This is a genomic window from Pseudomonas sp. LF020 (assembly GCF_053456425.1).
The window spans coordinates 525,834-543,811 of record NZ_JBRFIX010000003.1; the positions used below are offsets into that span (position 1 = coordinate 525,834).

Consider the following 17,978-nt stretch of genomic DNA (forward strand, 5'->3'; position numbering starts at 1 on the left):
TCTGCCCGAATCGGGTAGGATTGGCGAAAATGTGGCGGCAAGCTCGAAAAAACAAGGAAATCCCGGGTTGAAACTCAGTGATATCGCGCGGTTGGCCGGAGTGTCCGTGACCACCGCCAGCTACGTCATCAACGGCAAGGCCGAACAGCAACGCATCAGCAACGCCACGGTCGAGCGGGTGCGTGCGGTCGTCGAACAGCACGGCTTCACCCCCAATCCACAAGCGGCCGGGTTGCGCAGTCGGCACACGCGCACGTTGGGCTTTATTCTGCCGGATCTGGAAAACCCCAGTTACGCGCGGATCGCCAAACTGCTGGAGCAAGGCGCGCGGGCGCGTGGCTATCAGTTGCTGATTGCCAGCTCCGACGATGCGCCGGACAGCGAGCGCCAGCTGCTGCAACTGTTCAAGGCGCGCCGCTGCGATGCGCTGATCGTCGCCAGTTGCCTGCCGGCCGCTGACGACAGCTACCGCCAGTTGCAGGCCAAAGGCTTGCCGATCATCGCCATCGACCGGGTCATGGAACCCGAGCACTTCTGCTCGGTGATCAGTGACGACCGCGAGGCCAGCCTGCACCTGACCCAGAGCCTGCTCGATCCGCAGCCGAAACAGATCGTGCTGCTCGGCGCGCGTCCGGAGCTGAGCATCAGTCAGGAACGTGCGGCCGGCTTCAAGCAGGCACTGGCCGACTTCAGAGGCGAAGTGCTGATCGAGCACGCCGAGTCCTTCAGCCGTGAATGCGGCAAGCAATTGATGGAAGAACTCCTGCAGCGTCTTGGGCATTTGCCGGATGCGCTGGTGACCACCTCCTACGTGCTGTTGCAGGGGGTGTTCGATGCGTTGCATGACTTCCCGCTCAAATCCCGTCCGCTGCGCCTGGGCACCTTTGGCGACACGCAGTTGCTGGACTTCCTGCCGCTGCCGGTCAACGCCATGGCCCAGCAGCACCAGTTGATTGCCGACAAAGCCTTGGAGCTGGCACTGGCTGCGGTTGAGCAATCCGAATACAAGCCTGGCGTGCAGGCCATCGCGCGGACCTTCAAGCAGCGTATTCACCGGGACTGAGCCGTGGAGTTGATCGACAGCCACACCCACCTCGACTTCCCCGACTTCGACGCCGATCGCTCGGCGTTGCTCGCCGAAAGCCGCGCCCTCGGGGTGCGGCGGATGGTGGTGCTGGGGGTTTATCAGGGCAATTGGCAACGGGTGTGGGAGCTGGTGCAGAGCGATGCCGACCTGTACGCGGCATTCGGCCTGCATCCGGTGTACCTCGATCAGCATCAACCCGAAGATCTACGCGCACTCGGCGACTGGCTGACGCGGCTACGCGGCCATCGGCAACTGTGTGCGGTGGGCGAGATCGGTCTGGATTACTTCATCGAAACCCTCGACCGCGAACGCCAGCAGGCGCTGTTCGACGCGCAACTGCAACTGGCGGCAGATTTTGAACTACCGGCGCTGATCCACGTGCGCCGCAGTCACGCGGCGGTAATTGCCACGCTCAAACGCTTCAAGCTCAAACGCGCGGGGATCATCCACGCCTTCGCCGGCAGCCGCGAAGAGGCCCGCGAATACATCAAGCTCGGTTTCAAACTGGGGCTGGGCGGCGCACCAACCTGGCCGCAGGCGTTGCGCATGCATCGGGTATTGGCGGAGTTGCCGCTGGATTCGATCGTGCTGGAAACCGACTCACCGGACATGGCACCGGCGATGTTCCCCGGCGTACGCAATACACCGGCGCACTTACCGGCAATCTGCTCGGCGCTCGCCGAACGGATGAACATCAGCCCGGAACAACTGGCCGCCGCCAGCACTGCCAACAGCTGCGAAGTATTCGGCTGGTAACACAACCTCTGTAGGAGCTGCGGCACGCTGCGATCTTTTGCTCCTGGCCCTTAAAACAGGATCAAAAGATCGCAGCCTCGTTTCACTCGGCAGCGCCTACAGGCAGCTCCTACCGTCAGTTCGCGTGGGCCTTGGCTGCGTCGAGGATCAGGGTCATGTGCTGGCGGTGGTGAACAAAGCGCAGCAGCGCGAAGTACGCGAAAAGCACGATCAGTGACGCGTTCAGTTGCTCAGTCACGCTGAGCAGGCCGATCCATTCCATGACCAGCGCCACCAGCAACGCAGTGCACACGGTGACCGATGCGCTGAAGCGCAGCAATCCCAGTGAATCGACGGATTTTAAGCGTTTGATCTGTCTGGGGCAGCGCAACTCCAGCGCTTTCTGGCAGTGTGCGCAGGTGAACGGTTCGTTGATCGCAATGGCGTTGAGTTGCCACGGTTTTAGCAACTGCGTGGTCTGGCAATGAGCACAACGGCCCTGGATTCCCAGGGTTGCAACGGACATGAGCGGCCTCCTCGACGCAATCAGCGGAACTCGGATACTGGCTCATTAATGACGAAAAGCCAGCCGTCGAAAGAAAACAGGATTTGGCTTACAAGCGTAAGTATCAATGCATTACAAAATGTTCTGACATTTCCACGCCCCTCTGTAGGATCGAAGCCTGTGGTGAGGGGATTTATCCCCGATGGGCTGCGCAGCAGTCCCTCATCACTGACTGGGTATTGGGGACGCTTCGCGTCCCATCGGGGATAAATCCCCTCGCCACAGGTTTCTGACAAGGGGTGGCGCAGCAGGATTCAGACGCGGAACGCGCTGATCAGTTGCTTGAGTTCCACCACCTGCGCCGACAGTGCCCGGCTGGCGTCTTCGGTCTGATGTGCACCTTGGGCCGTGCGCTCACCGGCGCGGTTGATCTCGACGATGTTCTGGTCGATGTCGTGGGCCACGGCGGTCTGTTGCTCCACGGCGGCGGCGATCTGCTGGTTCTGGTCGACGATCATGCCGACCGCGCCGAGGATGTTTTCCAGCGCCTGCTGGACCTTTTCCGACTGCCCGACCGTGCCGTTGGCCATCTGATGGCTGATGCCCATGGCTTTCACCGCCGCGCCGACGCCGCCATGCAGCTTGGCGATCATCTGCTCGATTTCTTCGGTCGATTGCTGGGTGCGTTTGGCCAACGTTCGCACTTCGTCCGCCACAACCGCAAATCCCCGGCCCTGCTCACCGGCCCGGGCCGCTTCGATGGCGGCGTTGAGCGCCAGCAGGTTGGTCTGCTCGGCGATGCTTTTGATCACTTCCAGCACGCGGCTGATCGACTGGCTGTCGCTGGCCAACTGGTTGATCACCAGCACCGATTGATCGATCTCGCTGGCCAGCGCGGCAATGCTGCCCTGCTGCGACTCCACCAGTGTACGACCGCTGACGGTTTCGTCATTGACGCTGTGCGCGCTGCTCACCGCTGCCGCCGCGCTGCGTGCAACTTCCAGCGAGGTCGCCGACATCTGGTTCATCGCGGTCGCCACTTGCTCGATCTGCGTACGCTGCCCGGCCACTGCCTGATTGCTTTGCGCGGAGACGTTTTCCACCTGACCGGCCTGGCGCTCGACCTCAGCCACGGTCTGCCCGACTCGTTCGATCAGGTCGTGGATTTTCCTCACGGTGCCGTTGAACACTTCGCCCAACTCGCCCAGCTCATCGCGGCTGTTGGCCTTGAAATTGACCGTCATGTCACCGGCTGCGACCTTGTCCATCATCGCGCCCAGACGCTTGAGCGTGGTGCGGGTCGAGGCGTAGAAACCACCGTAGAGATAGAAAATCAGCACGAACACCACCGACAGCGCCACAGCCTGCAACACCATGTGCGTGCGGTTCTGTGTCAGCCGCTGTTGCAATTGGGTATCGAGGAATTTCAGCGTCGCGTCGTTGAGCTGGTAAGTCTTGTCCATCAGCCCGGTGACCTGGTCGTAGAACGCTTGCCACGGCGTATCGAGAGTCTCGGCCACCACGACTTGCTCTTCGAACAGCTCGCTGGCCTGTTTGAGCGAGGTTTTGCTGGTGTCGGCCTGGGCACTGAGGCCGGCGCGCGCGGCCTGGCTGGAGTCGAGGGCGTCGGTCAGTTTCAGCGCGTATTCGGCCTGGAGTTTTTCGATCTGCGCCAGCAACTCGTCAAACCGGGTACTCGACGAGCTGTTCAGAAAACCTTGGCCCAGTGAATAAGCACCGATGGCCCGGCCCTCGCCGAGGGTCTGGGTCACCGCGGGGGTGATGTTGGTGAGCAGTTCGCTGAGCTGGCGGATGTCGCTCTGGTTGTCGCGGCTCAGGCCGGCCTGACTGGCGATAATCTGGCTGAAAATCTGCGCGTTGCCGAGCAGTTTGCCGATCATCCCGCTTTTGCTTTGCAGGGAGCTTTCCGCTTGCTGGGCCTTGAACGCGCTGATCATTTCATCGCGCTTGCCGTCGAACAACTTGATCTGCTCGGGATCGTCGGTCATTGCCTGCAGACCTTGCAGACGGGCCAATACGGCTTGTTCCAGGGTGCTGATCTGCGCTTCGAGGTTGTCGGCCTTGCCGGACTGCCCGAGGACGACGTTGATCTGCACCCGATTGTTCAGGGTTTCCAGATCCCGGCGCAGGGTCAGGCTGCTGCCCAGAAGGTCGAGGCTCTGCAACTCGACCCGGGTGCCCTGGAATTCGCGATAGGAATCGCGCACCAGATAGAAATTGGTCACCAGCATCGGCACCAGGAACAGCACGCTGATCAGGCTGAACTTCATGCCGAAGCTCAGACGGTTCATCAGCGAGACGGCGGGATAGAGCAAGCTCTTCACTGGAAGTCTCCCTTGGTTTTTCTTGTTTTTATTGGCAGGCGCGGGGCGACAGCAGATAGCCACTATCGGGCGCTGTCTCTGTATAGCTCAAATCGGGGAGAGGTTTTGTAACTTAAGGTTAACGACTGTCTGGGGCAGATCGCTCACCCTGTGGCGAGGGAGCTTGCTCCCGCTCGGCTGCGCAGCAGACGCAAATCGCTTGGACGCGTTGTTTATGATGAACAGCGAGGGCGGCTTCGCCACCCAGCGGGAGCAAGCTCCCTCGCCACAATGAATTTCACCGAGGGTTCAGTGAATCAAGACTGTCCACAAGGCAAACCCGGCATACCACAACACCGCCGCGCGCAGCAGCAGTTCCCAGAGGCAGTCGAGAGTGTTGATGCCTTCAGGGCCGACTACCGGCGGCGGGATCTCACCCGCTGCCAGCCCGACCTTGTTGATCAGCTGCGCGGCGCTGATGTTCCAGTTCAGCAGCTCATGCAACATCACCCGGCTGACCGCAACGAAGTTGCCGACCAGTGCAAGGCTGGCAGCGAGCAGGCGCACCGGCAACCAGTCAAAGGCGTGACGCAACTGGCCGGCGCGTTCGGCGAGCGCCGGGTTCTGGCTGTTTTCTTCGGCCAATGCCAGCAAACGATAAGCCAGCGCCGCGACCGGACCGAGCACGAAGTACCAGAAGATCACCGCGAAGAAGCTCTGATAGGCCTGCCACAACAGATGCCCCTGAACCCGATCCAGCAATTGCTCACCACTGTCGGCGCAGATGTCCAGATCACGTTTGGCCACATGCGCGGCCGCTTGCAGGTCTTCGCGACGCCAGGCGTCACGAAACGGCCCGAGGCCGCCAAGCAAATCACCGCGGCCCAAGGCGTAAATCACCACCAGCAAGTGCACCGGCAAAGCCAGCAAGCCGTACGCGACGGGTTCCAGTACCACCAGCAACAAGCCGAGCAGTGCCACCGGCAGCAACACCAGAATCGTCAGCACCAGCCATGGTCGCTGGGCCAGGCGCGCGCTGCTTTCGAGTTTGTGCAGTTCGCGGATCCATCCGTCATCGCGTTGAACCCGATGGCGCAGGGCCGAGAATTTCTCGATCCAGACCGCCAGCAGTAACACCAGAAAACTCATTGTCCTTCCTCTTGTGCCAGGGCTGCGCGGTAACGCGCCCAGTCGAATGCCGGGCCAGGATCGGTCTTGCGCCCGGGTGCGATGTCGCTGTGCCCGCAGATACGGGCGCCGGTGATGGCCGGAAATGCTGTTTGCAGCTGACGCGTCAACGTGATCAGCGCCTGATACTGCGCATCGGTAAAGGGCAGATCATCGGTGCCTTCGAGCTCGATGCCCACGGAAAAATCGTTACAGGTTTCGCGCCCCTCGAACATCGACACGCCAGCATGCCACGCCCGCTCAAGACAGGAGACAAACTGGGTGACGCTGCCGTCACGTTCGATCAGAAAATGCGCCGAGACGCGCAGGTCGGCAATCCCTGCAAAATAGGGATGCTCGGTGACATCCAGACGGTTCTGGAAAAATTCCTGCACCTTGCCGGTGGCGAACTGCGCCGGCGGCAGGCTGATGTTGTGGATCACCAACAGGGAGATTTCGCCCGCGGGGCGTTCATTGAAGTTGGGCGATGGGCAGACCTGCACCCCGTGACACCACCCGCTAGCGGGATCCAACTGCATACCGATTCCTTCAACGCCGACTGTGTTGGCGCCCAGTATGCCGTGATCGGCCCCCGACGCGCGATCACTTGCCGCGATTGAGTCGCCGCAGATTGCCCAGCACCGACTCCAGCGCCCGGTCGAACAGCAAGGTGTCATCCAGTGCCCGCACCGCGCCACGGCGGAACTCAAGGGCCAGATCGACGCGGCTGCGCTCCAGCACTTTCATCCCGGTGCGGTCGACAAAAACGTACTTGCCGGTGGTTTCAATGATGGCCGCCAGCTTGCAGCGCAGAACGTGCTCGTCGTCCTCCTGGAATGCGACCCAACTGCCCAGGCGCAATTGCTCCACCTGTCGCAACCCGGCGTCGTCATGGGCAAGGCCAGTCGGATTCAGGCTGCCTGAGTTCTCGTCGGCGGATCGCAGGGTAATGTGCTGCGACACCTCGACCAGCGTCGCTGGGTCGGCCGGTTCCTGCCCGGCAGCAGGGTCGAGTGCCCGCACATGCAGCGCTTCCAGCTCACTGAAAAACTCGCTGGTGGCAAACGGATCGAAAGCTGCACTGCTCAGGCCGTCACGCAGTGACTTGAGCAGGCCTGGCACCAGTGCCAGCAAACGCAGGCCGGCGTCCGCCTCGTCGTGACGCTGCACGCTCCAGATCAATTGTTCCATGGTCTGCACATCGGCCTGCCACTCAGCGCAGTGGTCGCCATGTTTGAGGCACGTCAGCAGCAGCACTTTGCTCCACGCATCACGTACAAAGGTCACTACCGACGGCGGCAGGACTTTGCCCAACAGCGCCTGATTCAAGGCTTGCTCGACGCGCTGGCGGGCCAGTTCGGTTTTCGCCCGCCCCTCTTCGGCATCGCGCAGACGCTGCTCGAGCAATTCGCTGCGCCGCCGCTCATCGCTGGTGAAGGCCAGGAAATCGGCGAGCAACTCGGAGAAAATTGCCGGGTCGTCGACGAAATCACTCAACAGGCGCTGCACCACTTGTTCAATGCGCAGATACAGGCTGTCACGCGCCTCGCCATTGCAATCGCCCCAGCCCATGGCGGCATCGGCGATTTCATTGAGCAGGCGCCGCGCCGGGTGACTGCTGCGGCTGAAGAAGCTCTTGTCGAGCACGGCCACCTTGAGCATCGGGATCTGCAAACGGGCAATCAGCGCCTTGAGCGAATCCGGCAGATTACGGTCTTCGAGGATGCAATCGAAGACCATGGCGATCAGGTTGATCACGTCTTCATCCGCGCCGTCGACAATGCGCGATTTGCCGCTCCTGACGCTGACCCGCGTCAGCAGTTGCTCAAGCTGATTGCGCAGATCGAAATCGTCCTGCGCCGCCAGCGCCGGGACGTATTGCTGCAAGTGCGAGAGCAGGCGCAGCAGATCGCGGGTGCTGATCGGTTGCGCCGCCGCACTCGGTTCCAGGGTCGGCGCGACGCTGCCGCGCACGTGCAGCAGCAATTCCTGCAACGCGGCGAAGACTTCCTGCACGCTTTCGTCGGCGGGCGCGGGTTCGTCACGTTCTTCACTGCTGATGCTTGCTGCCGCACGCTCGATTGCGCGGCGTGCGGGGGCCGGTTTCAACTCAGGCAACACGCCAGTGGCGACCAGCAATTGATTGGCTTCGGCATACAACTGCTCGGTATCGGCCAGCACGTAGCGTTCGAACAGCTTGAGCAGGATCAGCTTGACCTTGATCTCCACGCCCAGGTTACGTCCGGCCTGCAGAAAAAACTCGCAGAGCATCGCCGGGCCGAGCGGGTTGTGTTGGTTGTCGAAATCCTTGCCCAGCAACACGTTGAGCCGCGCGGTCAGTTGATCGAGGGCAAAGCCGTCACGCTTGAGCACCCGGCCGACCATGGTTTCGACCGCCACGCTGCGCTCCATGTCATCGGTACGCGGTGCCGAATCCTCGAATATCAGCGTGCCGGGCAATGTAGGTTGTGCGACTTCGTATTGAATCAGCGCGACGAAGGCTTCGAAGAATTGTTCGAGAAAACCCCGTTCGATGTTTTTGCGCTTGAGGCGCAGGTCGCGCATGGCTTCGAAAAAGATGTTCTGTTCGACGTCATTGCGCGCCCGGTCGGCCATTTCGAACAGGGTGTCGTCGGCGTTATCAAACAGCTCCTGCAACCCGTGACGCAGTTGCTGGGCGGCCTTGTCGCGGACCTGAAGCAGAATCACAGGCAGGCGGGCGAGCGGCGAGTGATTCGCCTGATCGGTAGCAGCCTTGTGCAAAGGCACTACATTCCCGTCGTTGTGCATCCAAGCCTCCTGAAACGGTGATTTCACTGGGCATTTACCGCGCAATTCCCTGTGGGAGCGATCTTGCTCGCGAAAGCGGTGTGTCGTTCGCCAAAACTGTCACTGACAAACCGCTTTCGCGAGCAAGCCCGATCCCACATCGGCGTCAAAGCCATGACGTCAAATGCAAGGCGGATTATCTTGCAAAACTTGTCCCGGGCGCTATAGCCGTCAGGGTTTCCCCTATGCACGCGACACCTTCCAGTGACCACGAAAAACCGCGCTTTGCTCACAGAAAATCGACCAGTTGCAGTCTGGCACGCGCGTTCTCGCCTTGGGTTGGCTCCTGCCATGCCCCTATAATCGGCGCACTTAGTTTGTGGAGCCCGTTATGCCGAATTTACGTCTCGCCGATTTGACCGCCGAAATCGAAGCCAACGTGCGCCGTGCGTTGCTCGAAGATGTCGGCAGCGGCGACATCACCGCACAACTGATCCCGGCCGAACGTCTGGCCAAAGCCACCATCATCACCCGCGACGAGGCAGTTATCTGCGGCACGGCATGGGTTGACACGGTGTTTCGCCAGCTCGATCCGCGGGTCGCGGTGCATTGGCAGGTGCGGGACGGCGAACGGGTCAAACCCAATCAGCCGCTGTTTCATCTGGAAGGCCCGGCCCGTTCGCTGCTGACCGGTGAGCGCAGTGCTTTGAACTTCCTGCAACTGCTGTCTGGCGTGGCAACGCGCGCGCAGTACCTGGCGGACTTCGTGGCGCAGACGCATGTCAAGCTGCTGGATACCCGCAAGACTCTGCCGGGCCTGCGTCTGGCGCAGAAATATGCGGTGACCTGCGGCGGCTGCCACAACCACCGCATCGGCCTCTACGACGCGTTCCTGATCAAGGAAAACCACATCGCCGCCAGCGGTGGCATCGCGCAGGCCATTGCCGCCGCGCACAAGATCGCGCCGGGCAAACCGGTGGAAATCGAAGTGGAGAGCCTGGAGGAGCTGAAGGAGGCGCTGGCAGCCGGCGCCGACATCATCATGCTTGATGAACTGAGCCTGGACGACATGCGCGAAGCCGTGCGTCTGAACGGCGGCAAGGCGAAGCTGGAAGCCAGCGGCGGCATCAACGAAAGCACGCTGCTGCCGATCGCCGAGACCGGGGTGGATTACATCTCGATCGGTGCGATGACCAAGGATGTGAAGGCAGTGGATCTGTCGATGCGTCTCAGCCTCTGAGACCGTCACACAATAAAAAACGCCAGCCCGGTTGAGGCTGGCGTTTTTGTTTCAGACCACCAGATTGTTCATCTCGCAGTACTCTTCCCAGTCGACACCCAATACTTCGGCCGCCTCTTTGTGCAGCTCCAGACGCTTGGCCTCGAACTCCTCCGGGGTGCTGGTGTACTTGAGCGTCAGCTCCCACGGCTGCAAGCCCTGGGCTTCGGCTTCGTCCTCGAACGCCCACTGGATCTGGTCTTTCTGATCATCAGGGCTCAGGTCCTTGATCTCTTCTTTCAAGTCCGGTACGTCCAGAATGTACTTTGCCAGCGCTTGTTCGTGTCGTTGCTCTTGAGTTAATTCGGTCATGGCGTTCTCGCTGATCGTAAGAATGGAGGATGGATCTGGATCATCAAGGATCTCTCTGACGCGGATTGTCCGGCCTTCGGAACCATTCGGGATCATCTGAAAACTGCTAAGCGATGCTCATGCAGGCACCGAATATAGGACGTTTGCATGACGAATTACACGGCTCTTTACATCTCTCGCACAAAAAGTTGACCTGCGGAACATAAATACGGTTTTCGAGTCATAGCGATGTGCCATAACGGCACTCACCCTCGCTGTCCACAAGGAAAAACCGTGATGCGCAGCTTTTCGAAGATTTGTACCGTTGCGTCTGCCAGTACCCTGCTCGCCGCCATGCTGTTGCCGGCCAGCGCCATGGCGCTTGAATTGAGCAACAGCAGCTCATCCTATGGCGACAAGGTTTCGCTGATTCACAATGACTACGGCAAGAATGTTGTGATCGAAAGCGATATCAGCATCGACGAACTGCAAAAGATCCGCGATACCGTCCGCGATCAGTCACGCCAGATTGAAGAACTCAAACGCAGCAGCGGTTCGAGTTCGAACTCCAGCAGCAAGGAAATCGATGACCTGAAGAGCAAGGTCAAGGATCAGGAACGGCAACTGGACACCCTCGGACGCCAGGTCGAAGACCTCAAGCGCAACAGCGGCTCGAGCTCGAATTCCGCCAGCAGCGAGATTTCCAGCCTGAAGCAGAAAATCAATGATCAGGATCGCGCAATGGATCAGCTCAAACGTACCGTCGAGGATCTGAGCCGCAAGGTGAAATAAGGGAAGTGGTGCCCGAGACAGGAATCGAACCTGCGACCTTCGCGTTACGAGTGCGCTGCTCTACCGGCTGAGCTACACGGGCGGTGGGCTAAACCTAGCACCGGTCTCGGGCTGCGGCAAATTTGAGCGTGTTTCTGCTGATTATCACTTGCTCCCGCTGGGTTGCGCAGCGACCCCAAGCTATCTGAGGCTGATGTTTTTTACGGCTGCTGCGCAGCCGAGCGGGAGCAAGCTCCCTCGCCACAAATGCGTTTATGGCAGACAAAAAAATGCCCCGCCGTTTTCACGGCGGGGCATTTTCATTGCGCTAAAGCTGTGGGGTGATTAAACGCCCGAAGCCTTGGCTGCTGCCACGTCTTTGATGGACAGCTTGATACGGCCGCGGTTGTCCACGTCCAGTACCAGCACTTCCACTTCCTGGCCTTCTTTCAGGATGTCGGTCACTTTCTCTACGCGAGCGTCGCTCAGCATCGAGATGTGTACCAGACCGTCCTTGCCCGGCAGGATGTTGACGAATGCGCCGAAGTCGACGATGCGTTCAACCTTGCCGACGTAGATCTTGCCGATCTCAGCTTCTGCAGTGATGCTCAGAACGCGCTGACGAGCAGCTTCTGCGGCATCCTTGGTTTCGCCGAAGATCTTGATCGAACCGTCGTCTTCGATGTCGATCGAAGCCTTGGTTTCTTCGCAGATCGCACGGATGGTCGCGCCACCTTTACCGATAACGTCACGGATCTTGTCGGTGTCGATCTTCATCGCGATCATGGTCGGAGCGTTGGCCGACAGTTCGGTACGCGACTGGCCGATGATCTGGTTCATCTGGCCGAGGATGTTCAGGCGCGCTTCCAGGGCTTGGCCCAGAGCGATTTCCATGATTTCTTCGGTGATGCCCTTGATCTTGATGTCCATCTGCAGCGCAGTAACGCCTTTGGCGGTACCGGCTACCTTGAAGTCCATGTCGCCCAGGTGGTCTTCGTCACCCAGGATGTCGGTCAGGACGGCGAATTTCTCGCCTTCTTTAACCAGACCCATGGCGATACCGGCAACCGGCGCCTTCATTGGAACACCAGCGTCCATCAGGGCCAGGGAAGCGCCGCAAACGGAAGCCATCGAGCTCGAACCGTTGGACTCGGTGATTTCCGAAACCACACGGATGGTGTACGGGAACACGTCAGCGGCCGGCAGCATGGCCGAAACCGAACGACGGGCCAGACGGCCGTGACCGATTTCACGACGACCAGCGCCACCCATGCGACCACACTCGCCCACCGAGAACGGAGGGAAGTTGTAGTGCAGCATGAACGGGTCTTTTTTCTCGCCTTCCAGGGTGTCCAGCAGCTGTGCGTCACGGGCAGTACCCAGCGTCGCGACTACCAGAGCCTGGGTTTCACCACGGGTGAACAGCGCCGAACCGTGAGTCTTCGGCAGAACGCCGACTTCGATGTTCAGCGGACGTACGGTGCGGGTGTCTCGGCCGTCGATACGTGGCTTGCCGTTAACGATGTTTTCGCGAACGGTGCGGTATTCGATTTCGCCGAAAGCGGCTTTGACGTCGGCAGCCGAAGGTTGGCCTTCTTCGCCGGACAGCTTGGCAACGACCTGGTCTTTCAGCTCGCCCAGACGTGCGTAGCGGTCAGCCTTGACGGTGATGGTGTAAGCCTGGGAGATCGCTTCGCCGAACTCGGCACGGATCGCGCCCAGCAGTTCGGTGGCTTCTGGAGCAGGCGCCCAGGTCCAGGTTGGCTTGGCAGCTTCAGCGGCCAGTTCTTTGACGGCGTTGATCACCACCTGGAACTCGTCGTGAGCGAACAGTACCGCGCCCAGCATCTGGTCTTCGGTCAGCTCTTTGGCTTCCGATTCAACCATCAGTACGGCGTCGGAAGTACCGGCAACCACCATGTCCAGGCTCGAGGCAGCTTGCTGCTCGTAGGTCGGGTTCAGCAGGTAGCCGGTGCTTTCGTGGAAAGCGACGCGAGCGGCGCCGATCGGGCCGTCGAACGGAATGCCCGAAATGGCCAGGGCAGCCGAGGTACCGATCATCGCAGCGATGTCCGGATCGGTCTTCTTGCTGGTGGAAACGACGGTGCAGACAACCTGCACTTCGTTCATGAAGCCTTCCGGGAACAGCGGACGGATCGGACGGTCGATCAGTCGGGAAGTCAGGGTTTCTTTCTCGGAAGGACGGCCTTCACGCTTGAAGAAACCGCCAGGGATCTTACCGGCAGCGTAAGTCTTTTCCTGGTAGTGAACGGACAGAGGGAAGAAGCCCTTGCCTGGATCGGCTTGCTTGGCACCGACTACGGTCACCAATACGCTGACGTCGTCGTCAACGGTGACCAATACTGCGCCGGAGGCCTGACGGGCGATACGGCCGGTCTCGAGGGTAACGGTCGACTGACCGAACTGGAATTTTTTGATTACCGGGTTCACGGTGTCCTACCTTCTTTGTGGCTCTTGGGGGAACTGGTTTCTTGCGAAATTCTTGGGCAATGTCGGGAATCGGCCCGCTGACTGTCCGGGTAAAACGGTAGTGCAGATAAAACTTGAGGCTGGGAGCCTGCCAGCCACCAGCGGAAAACCGCTGATGCCTGACAGACAACCAACCTCATAGCGCAATCGCTGATTAGCGACGCAGACCCAGGCGGCCGATCAGAGCGCTGTAACGGCTCAGATCTTTGCCTTTCAGGTAGTCCAGCAGCTTGCGACGCTGGTTTACCATGCGGATCAGACCACGACGGGAGTGGTGGTCTTTACCGTTGGCCTTGAAGTGACCTTGCAGTTTGTTGATGTTGGCGGTCAGCAGTGCAACTTGCACTTCTGGCGAACCAGTATCACCAACAGCTTGCTGGTAGTCGGCAACGATTTGAGCTTTTTCTTGAACGTCGAGAGCCATGAGGCAATCCTTTTATCAGGAAACTGTTTCAAAAACAGTTTCAACAGGCCAGGGACAAATCCCTGTATCTATAAATGAGTAGTGACCGTGCCTGTTAACAGCCACACTCGTTCGGTCATTCTGACCGAATCAGTCGACGCGGCGCGATGCGCCCGTCTTCGCTCACTTCACCAATACCGATGAAGCGACCATTGTGATCCTGTACCCGTACCATGCCGAACTTCGGAGCATCCGGGGCACGTACCGGCTGGCCGTTGAGCCAGTAGAACGCACTCGCTTCGGAGAAGTGCAGCAGCGGCCAATCCTGCAGGCCGCTGTCCGATGGCATCAGGAAGCGGTCGACCGCTTCGTTGCCGCCTTCGGCATGTACCGCTTCCAGCTCTTCGAGGGTCACTGTCTGCGCCAGGGTGAAAGGCCCGGCCTGGGTACGACGCAGTTCTGCGACGTACGCACCACAACCGAGTTGCTCACCGATATCCTCCACCAGGGTGCGAATATAGGTGCCCTTGCTGCAATCCACCGCAAGACGCGCAGTATCGCCTTCGAAGGCCAGCAATTCCAAGCGCGCAATAGTAACAGAACGCGGTTCGCGCTCCACTACTTCGCCTGCACGGGCCAGCTTGTACAGCGGCTGCCCGTCACGCTTGAGTGCCGAGTACATCGGCGGTATCTGACTGATTTGCCCACGAAATTTCGGCAGAACCGCTTCGACATCGGCGCGACCAACGGTCACCGGGCGCTCCTGCAAAACCTCACCCTCGGCGTCCGCCGTGGTGGTGGTCTTGCCCAGTTGCGCCAGGGTTTCGTAACCCTTGTCGGAATCGAGCAGGTATTGCGAAAACTTCGTTGCCTCGCCAAAGCACAACGGCAAGACACCGGTGGCCAGCGGGTCGAGACTGCCGGTGTGACCGGCCTTTTCGGCGTTGAGCAACCAGCGAACCTTCTGCAACGCGGCGTTGGAGGTGAACCCCAGCGGTTTGTCGAGCAGGATGATACCGCTGACGTTACGACGGATACGTTTGACCTGAGCCACCGAGTTACTCCTTGGTGTCTTCAGGTGCAGCGGCCACGTGCTGATTGTCCTCAGCCACGGCGCGCTCGATCAGGGCCGACAAATGCGCGCCACGCACGACGCTTTCGTCGTAGTGGAAGTGCAATTGCGGCACGCTGCGCAGCTTCATTTCACGGGCCAGCTGCATGCGCAGGAAACCTGCGGCAGCGTTGAGCACCTTGATGCTTTGCGCGATGTCTTCTGCGTTGTCCTGCCCCATCACGGTGATGAAGATCTTCGCGTGACCGACGTCACGGCTGACTTCCACTGCGGTAATGGTGACCAGACCAACACGCGGGTCTTTGACTTCACGACGGATCAGTTGGGCCAGCTCACGCTGCATCTGATCGCCGATACGTTGGGTACGGCTGTATTCTTTTGCCATGATTTTGTTACCTGTTACTGCCCCACGGTGAAACCCGCAAGGTCTGAAAGCGGCAAACGCCCGGCCTGACAAATGCCAGACCGGGCGTTGCGTTTAGAGTCCTGACGCCGTGACGCGCATCTGCATGCGGCGGCTCGGCGTGGCCCTTGAAGTGCGCGAGTCAGAGGCTGCGAGCAACCTGAACCTTCTCGAAGACTTCGATCTTGTCACCGACTTTGACGTCGTTGTAGCTCTTCACGCCGATACCGCATTCCATGCCGGCACGTACTTCGGAAGCGTCATCCTTGAAGCGGCGCAGGGATTCCAGCTCGCCTTCGAAGATAACGATGTCTTCACGCAGTACACGGATCGGACGGTTACGGTGCACAACACCTTCGATCACCATGCAACCGGCGATCGCGCCAAACTTCGGCGAACGGAACACGTCGCGCACTTCGGCCACGCCCAGGATGTTCTCGCGAACATCGCTGCCGAGCATGCCGGTCAGGGCTTTCTTGACGTCTTCGATGATGTCGTAGATCACGTTGTAGTAACGCATGTCCAGACCTTCCTGCTCGACGATCTTCCGTGCACCGGCATCGGCACGCACGTTGAAGCCGAACAGTACAGCGTTGGAAGCCAGTGCCAGGTTGGCGTCGGATTCGGTGATACCACCGACACCGCCACCGACTACGCGCACTTGCACTTCGTCGTTGCCCAGGCCGTTCAGAGCGCCCTGCAAAGCTTCCAGCGAACCACGGACGTCGGATTTGAGGACGATGTTGAGCGTCTTCTTCTCTTCCTGGCCCATGTTTTCGAAGATGTTTTCCAGCTTGCCGGCGTGAGCGCGAGCCAGTTTGACTTCGCGGAACTTGCCTTGACGGAACAGAGCCACTTCACGGGCTTTCTTCTCGTCGGCAACCACGCTCATCTCGTCGCCAGCGTCCGGCGTACCGTCAAGACCCAGGATCTCGACCGGAATGGCCGGACCTGCTTCCTTGATCGGCTTGCCGTTCTCGTCGAGCATGGCGCGCACGCGGCCATAGTTCGAGCCGACCAGCACCATGTCGCCTTGACGCAGCGTACCGTCCTGAACCAGAACAGTGGCCACCGGGCCACGGCCCTTGTCCAGACGCGATTCGACGACTACGCCACGGCCAGGAGCCGATGGCGTGGCGGTCAGTTCGAGTACTTCGGCCTGCAGCAGAACCGCTTCGAGCAGCTCGTCAACGCCGGTACCCATTTTCGCCGAGACCGGTACGAATGGAGTGTCGCCACCCCACTCTTCGGAAGTCACGCCGTGAACCGACAGTTCGCTACGGATGCGATCGAGGTCAGCACCTGGCTTGTCGATCTTGTTCACCGCAACCACCAGAGGAACGCCAGCCGCCTGAGCGTGCTGAACAGCTTCGATGGTTTGCGGCATCACGCCGTCGTCCGCCGCAACCACCAGGATCACGATGTCGGTCGCCTTGGCACCACGGGCACGCATTGCGGTAAACGCAGCGTGACCCGGGGTGTCGAGGAACGTCACCATGCCGCGGTCGGTTTCAACGTGGTACGCACCGATGTGCTGAGTGATACCGCCGGCTTCGCCCGCGGCTACCTTGGCACGACGGATGTAGTCGAGCAGGGAAGTCTTACCGTGGTCAACGTGGCCCATGACGGTCACGACGGGTGCACGGGAAACTGCCTCACCTTCAAACTTCAGGGACTCGGCCAGGGAATCTTCCAGGGCGGTGTCACTGACCAGGGTCACTTTGTGGCCCAGCTCTTCAGCTACCAGTTGAGCAGTTTCCTGATCGAGTACCTGGTTGATGGTCGCTGGAGTGCCCAGTTTGAACATGAACTTGATGATTTCAGCAGCCTTGACCGACATCTGCTGGGCGAGATCGCCAACAGTGATGGTCTCGCCGATCTTCACTTCACGCACGACAGGACCGGTAGGGTTCTGGAAACCGTGAGCGTTGCGTTTCTTCAGCTTGGCCTTGCCGCGACCACCACGACGGAAGCCATCGCTTTCTTCGTCGGTAGTGCGTGGCGCCACACGTGGAGCCGGCGCTTTTTCTTTGACCGATGCGCGATGCGGAGCGTTTTTGCGCTCGCCATCGCCACCACCGCGACGATTGTTATCGTCGGCACGTGGCTTGTCCGGGCGGCGCTGTTCGTCACGCTTGCGAGTGTCGGCAGCTGGCGCAGCAGCAACCGGCGCGGCGTCGCGCACAGGTTCCGCAACTGGCGCAGGTGCTGCAACAGCTTCGGCAGGAGCGGACGGCGCAGCAGCAGGCTGGCGACGCGCTTCTTCTTCAGCGCGCTGCTTGGCTTCTTCTTCAGCCTTCTGACGAGCAGCATTTTCTACTGCGCGACGCTCTTCCAGTTCACGCTTGCGCTCGGCTTCGATTTCTTCCGGGCTGCGCTGTACGAAAACTTTCTTTTTGCGAACTTCAACGCTGATGCTCTTGCTACCAGCCACACGCAGGGTGCTGGTGGTTTTACGCTGCAGCGTGATCTTGCGTGGTTCTTCCACTTTCGCCTTGTGGCTGCTCTTCAAGTGAGTCAGCAGGGATTGCTTCTCACTGTCAGTCACATTTTCTTCGGCGGCGGTGTGCGGCAGACCTGCCTCACGCATCTGCTGCAACAGGCGCTCTACCGGTGTTTTGACCTCATCGGCCAGTTGTTTCACCGTGACTTGCGTCATGCACTTCTCTCCTCAGGCCGCGC

15 protein-coding genes, 1 tRNA gene and 1 pseudogene are annotated in these 17,978 nt (G+C 59.9%); 4 read left to right on the forward strand and 13 right to left on the reverse strand.

The annotated features are described in order from the left end of the window. Positions 1–67: 67 nt before the first annotated feature. Positions 68–1,063: a catabolite repressor/activator gene (cra, locus tag ACU680_RS10125; RefSeq protein ID WP_448179359.1), complete on the forward strand. Its 996-nt coding sequence runs from the start codon at positions 68–70 to the stop codon at positions 1,061–1,063. A gap of 3 nt (positions 1,064–1,066) precedes the next feature. Then, complete coding sequence (locus ACU680_RS10130) at positions 1,067–1,843, forward strand: TatD family hydrolase (protein ID WP_448179360.1); 777 nt, start codon at positions 1,067–1,069, stop codon at positions 1,841–1,843. 115 nt (positions 1,844–1,958) lie between these two features. Here ACU680_RS10130 and ACU680_RS10135 read toward each other — a convergent pair whose 3' ends face one another. The 6 genes and pseudogenes from ACU680_RS10135 to ACU680_RS10160 all read right to left on the reverse strand — a co-directional run bounded on the left by ACU680_RS10135 (position 1,959) and on the right by ACU680_RS10160 (position 8,608). Beyond that, entirely contained in the window at positions 1,959–2,348 is a 390-nt protein-coding gene (locus tag ACU680_RS10135; protein ID WP_448179361.1) for a hypothetical protein, read from the reverse strand. A 293-nt stretch (positions 2,349–2,641) separates the two neighbouring features. Further along, entirely contained in the window at positions 2,642–3,571 is a 930-nt protein-coding gene (locus ACU680_RS10140; protein WP_448179418.1) for a methyl-accepting chemotaxis protein, read from the reverse strand. Beyond that, positions 3,548–4,639 (reverse strand): annotated as a pseudogene (locus ACU680_RS10145) (methyl-accepting chemotaxis protein); the annotation flags it as partial. The pseudogene ACU680_RS10145 and the gene ACU680_RS10140, both read right to left, overlap by 24 nt. Before the next feature lie 321 nt (positions 4,640–4,960). Next, a complete protein-coding gene (ampE, locus tag ACU680_RS10150; protein WP_448179362.1) occupies positions 4,961–5,800 on the reverse strand; it encodes a regulatory signaling modulator protein AmpE in 840 nt (279 codons plus the stop codon). Beyond that, positions 5,797–6,357, reverse strand: a complete 561-nt coding sequence (ampD, locus tag ACU680_RS10155; RefSeq protein WP_003221563.1) for a 1,6-anhydro-N-acetylmuramyl-L-alanine amidase AmpD — start codon at positions 6,355–6,357, stop codon at positions 5,797–5,799. The genes ampE and ampD overlap by 4 nt, the downstream gene beginning before the upstream one ends. A 64-nt stretch (positions 6,358–6,421) precedes the next feature. Continuing rightward, the gene (locus tag ACU680_RS10160) at positions 6,422–8,608 is read right to left on the reverse strand and encodes a DUF1631 domain-containing protein (RefSeq protein WP_448179363.1); all 2,187 of its coding nucleotides are present in this window, start codon (positions 8,606–8,608) and stop codon (positions 6,422–6,424) included. A gap of 370 nt (positions 8,609–8,978) precedes the next feature. Between ACU680_RS10160 and nadC the strand changes: the two genes are divergently transcribed. Next, positions 8,979–9,827: a carboxylating nicotinate-nucleotide diphosphorylase gene (gene nadC, locus ACU680_RS10165; RefSeq protein WP_448179364.1), complete on the forward strand. Its 849-nt coding sequence runs from the start codon at positions 8,979–8,981 to the stop codon at positions 9,825–9,827. 51 nt (positions 9,828–9,878) lie between these two features. Here nadC and ACU680_RS10170 read toward each other — a convergent pair whose 3' ends face one another. Further along, positions 9,879–10,178: a DUF6388 family protein gene (locus ACU680_RS10170; RefSeq protein ID WP_007961446.1), complete on the reverse strand. Its 300-nt coding sequence runs from the start codon at positions 10,176–10,178 to the stop codon at positions 9,879–9,881. 276 nt (positions 10,179–10,454) lie between these two features. Between ACU680_RS10170 and ACU680_RS10175 the strand changes: the two genes are divergently transcribed. Further along, the gene (locus ACU680_RS10175; protein ID WP_007961445.1) at positions 10,455–10,949 is read left to right on the forward strand and encodes a hypothetical protein; all 495 of its coding nucleotides are present in this window, start codon (positions 10,455–10,457) and stop codon (positions 10,947–10,949) included. A gap of 6 nt (positions 10,950–10,955) precedes the next feature. Here the strand turns inward: ACU680_RS10175 and ACU680_RS10180 are convergent. The 6 genes from ACU680_RS10180 to infB form a co-directional block, all read right to left on the reverse strand. Further along, positions 10,956–11,031, reverse strand: a tRNA-Thr gene (locus ACU680_RS10180). A gap of 242 nt (positions 11,032–11,273) precedes the next feature. Then, on the reverse strand, positions 11,274–13,379 hold the full coding sequence (gene pnp, locus ACU680_RS10185) for a polyribonucleotide nucleotidyltransferase (protein WP_007961443.1): 2,106 nt from the start codon (positions 13,377–13,379) through the stop codon (positions 11,274–11,276). A gap of 193 nt (positions 13,380–13,572) precedes the next feature. After that, on the reverse strand, positions 13,573–13,842 hold the full coding sequence (gene rpsO, locus ACU680_RS10190; protein WP_003221553.1) for a 30S ribosomal protein S15: 270 nt from the start codon (positions 13,840–13,842) through the stop codon (positions 13,573–13,575). Between the two features lie 115 nt (positions 13,843–13,957). After that, the gene (truB, locus tag ACU680_RS10195; protein ID WP_024011571.1) at positions 13,958–14,875 is read right to left on the reverse strand and encodes a tRNA pseudouridine(55) synthase TruB; all 918 of its coding nucleotides are present in this window, start codon (positions 14,873–14,875) and stop codon (positions 13,958–13,960) included. 4 nt (positions 14,876–14,879) lie between these two features. Further along, positions 14,880–15,278 carry a 30S ribosome-binding factor RbfA gene (rbfA, locus tag ACU680_RS10200; protein ID WP_007961438.1) on the reverse strand — a complete coding sequence of 133 codons (399 nt, stop codon included), beginning with the start codon at positions 15,276–15,278 and terminating at the stop codon, positions 14,880–14,882. Between the two features lie 160 nt (positions 15,279–15,438). Next, positions 15,439–17,955 carry a translation initiation factor IF-2 gene (gene infB / locus ACU680_RS10205; RefSeq protein WP_047597927.1) on the reverse strand — a complete coding sequence of 839 codons (2,517 nt, stop codon included), beginning with the start codon at positions 17,953–17,955 and terminating at the stop codon, positions 15,439–15,441. Between the last annotated feature and the right edge of the window lie 23 nt (positions 17,956–17,978).

Excerpts from the sequence above, each read along its gene's own strand:
- ACU680_RS10135 (WP_448179361.1), bottom strand. The coding sequence starts at position 2,348 with ATGTCCGTTGCAACCCTGGGAATCCAGGGCCGTTGTGCTCATTGCCAG.
- ACU680_RS10140 (WP_448179418.1), bottom strand. The coding sequence starts at position 3,571 with ATGACGGTCAATTTCAAGGCCAACAGCCGCGATGAGCTGGGCGAGTTG.
- ampE (WP_448179362.1), bottom strand. The coding sequence starts at position 5,800 with ATGAGTTTTCTGGTGTTACTGCTGGCGGTCTGGATCGAGAAATTCTCG.
- ampD (WP_003221563.1), bottom strand. The coding sequence starts at position 6,357 with ATGCAGTTGGATCCCGCTAGCGGGTGGTGTCACGGGGTGCAGGTCTGC.
- ACU680_RS10160 (WP_448179363.1), bottom strand. The coding sequence starts at position 8,608 with ATGCACAACGACGGGAATGTAGTGCCTTTGCACAAGGCTGCTACCGAT.
- nadC (WP_448179364.1), top strand. The coding sequence starts at position 8,979 with ATGCCGAATTTACGTCTCGCCGATTTGACCGCCGAAATCGAAGCCAAC.
- ACU680_RS10170 (WP_007961446.1), bottom strand. The coding sequence starts at position 10,178 with ATGACCGAATTAACTCAAGAGCAACGACACGAACAAGCGCTGGCAAAG.
- ACU680_RS10175 (WP_007961445.1), top strand. The coding sequence starts at position 10,455 with ATGCGCAGCTTTTCGAAGATTTGTACCGTTGCGTCTGCCAGTACCCTG.
- rpsO (WP_003221553.1), bottom strand. The coding sequence starts at position 13,842 with ATGGCTCTCGACGTTCAAGAAAAAGCTCAAATCGTTGCCGACTACCAG.
- rbfA (WP_007961438.1), bottom strand. The coding sequence starts at position 15,278 with ATGGCAAAAGAATACAGCCGTACCCAACGTATCGGCGATCAGATGCAG.
- infB (WP_047597927.1), bottom strand. The coding sequence starts at position 17,955 with ATGACGCAAGTCACGGTGAAACAACTGGCCGATGAGGTCAAAACACCG.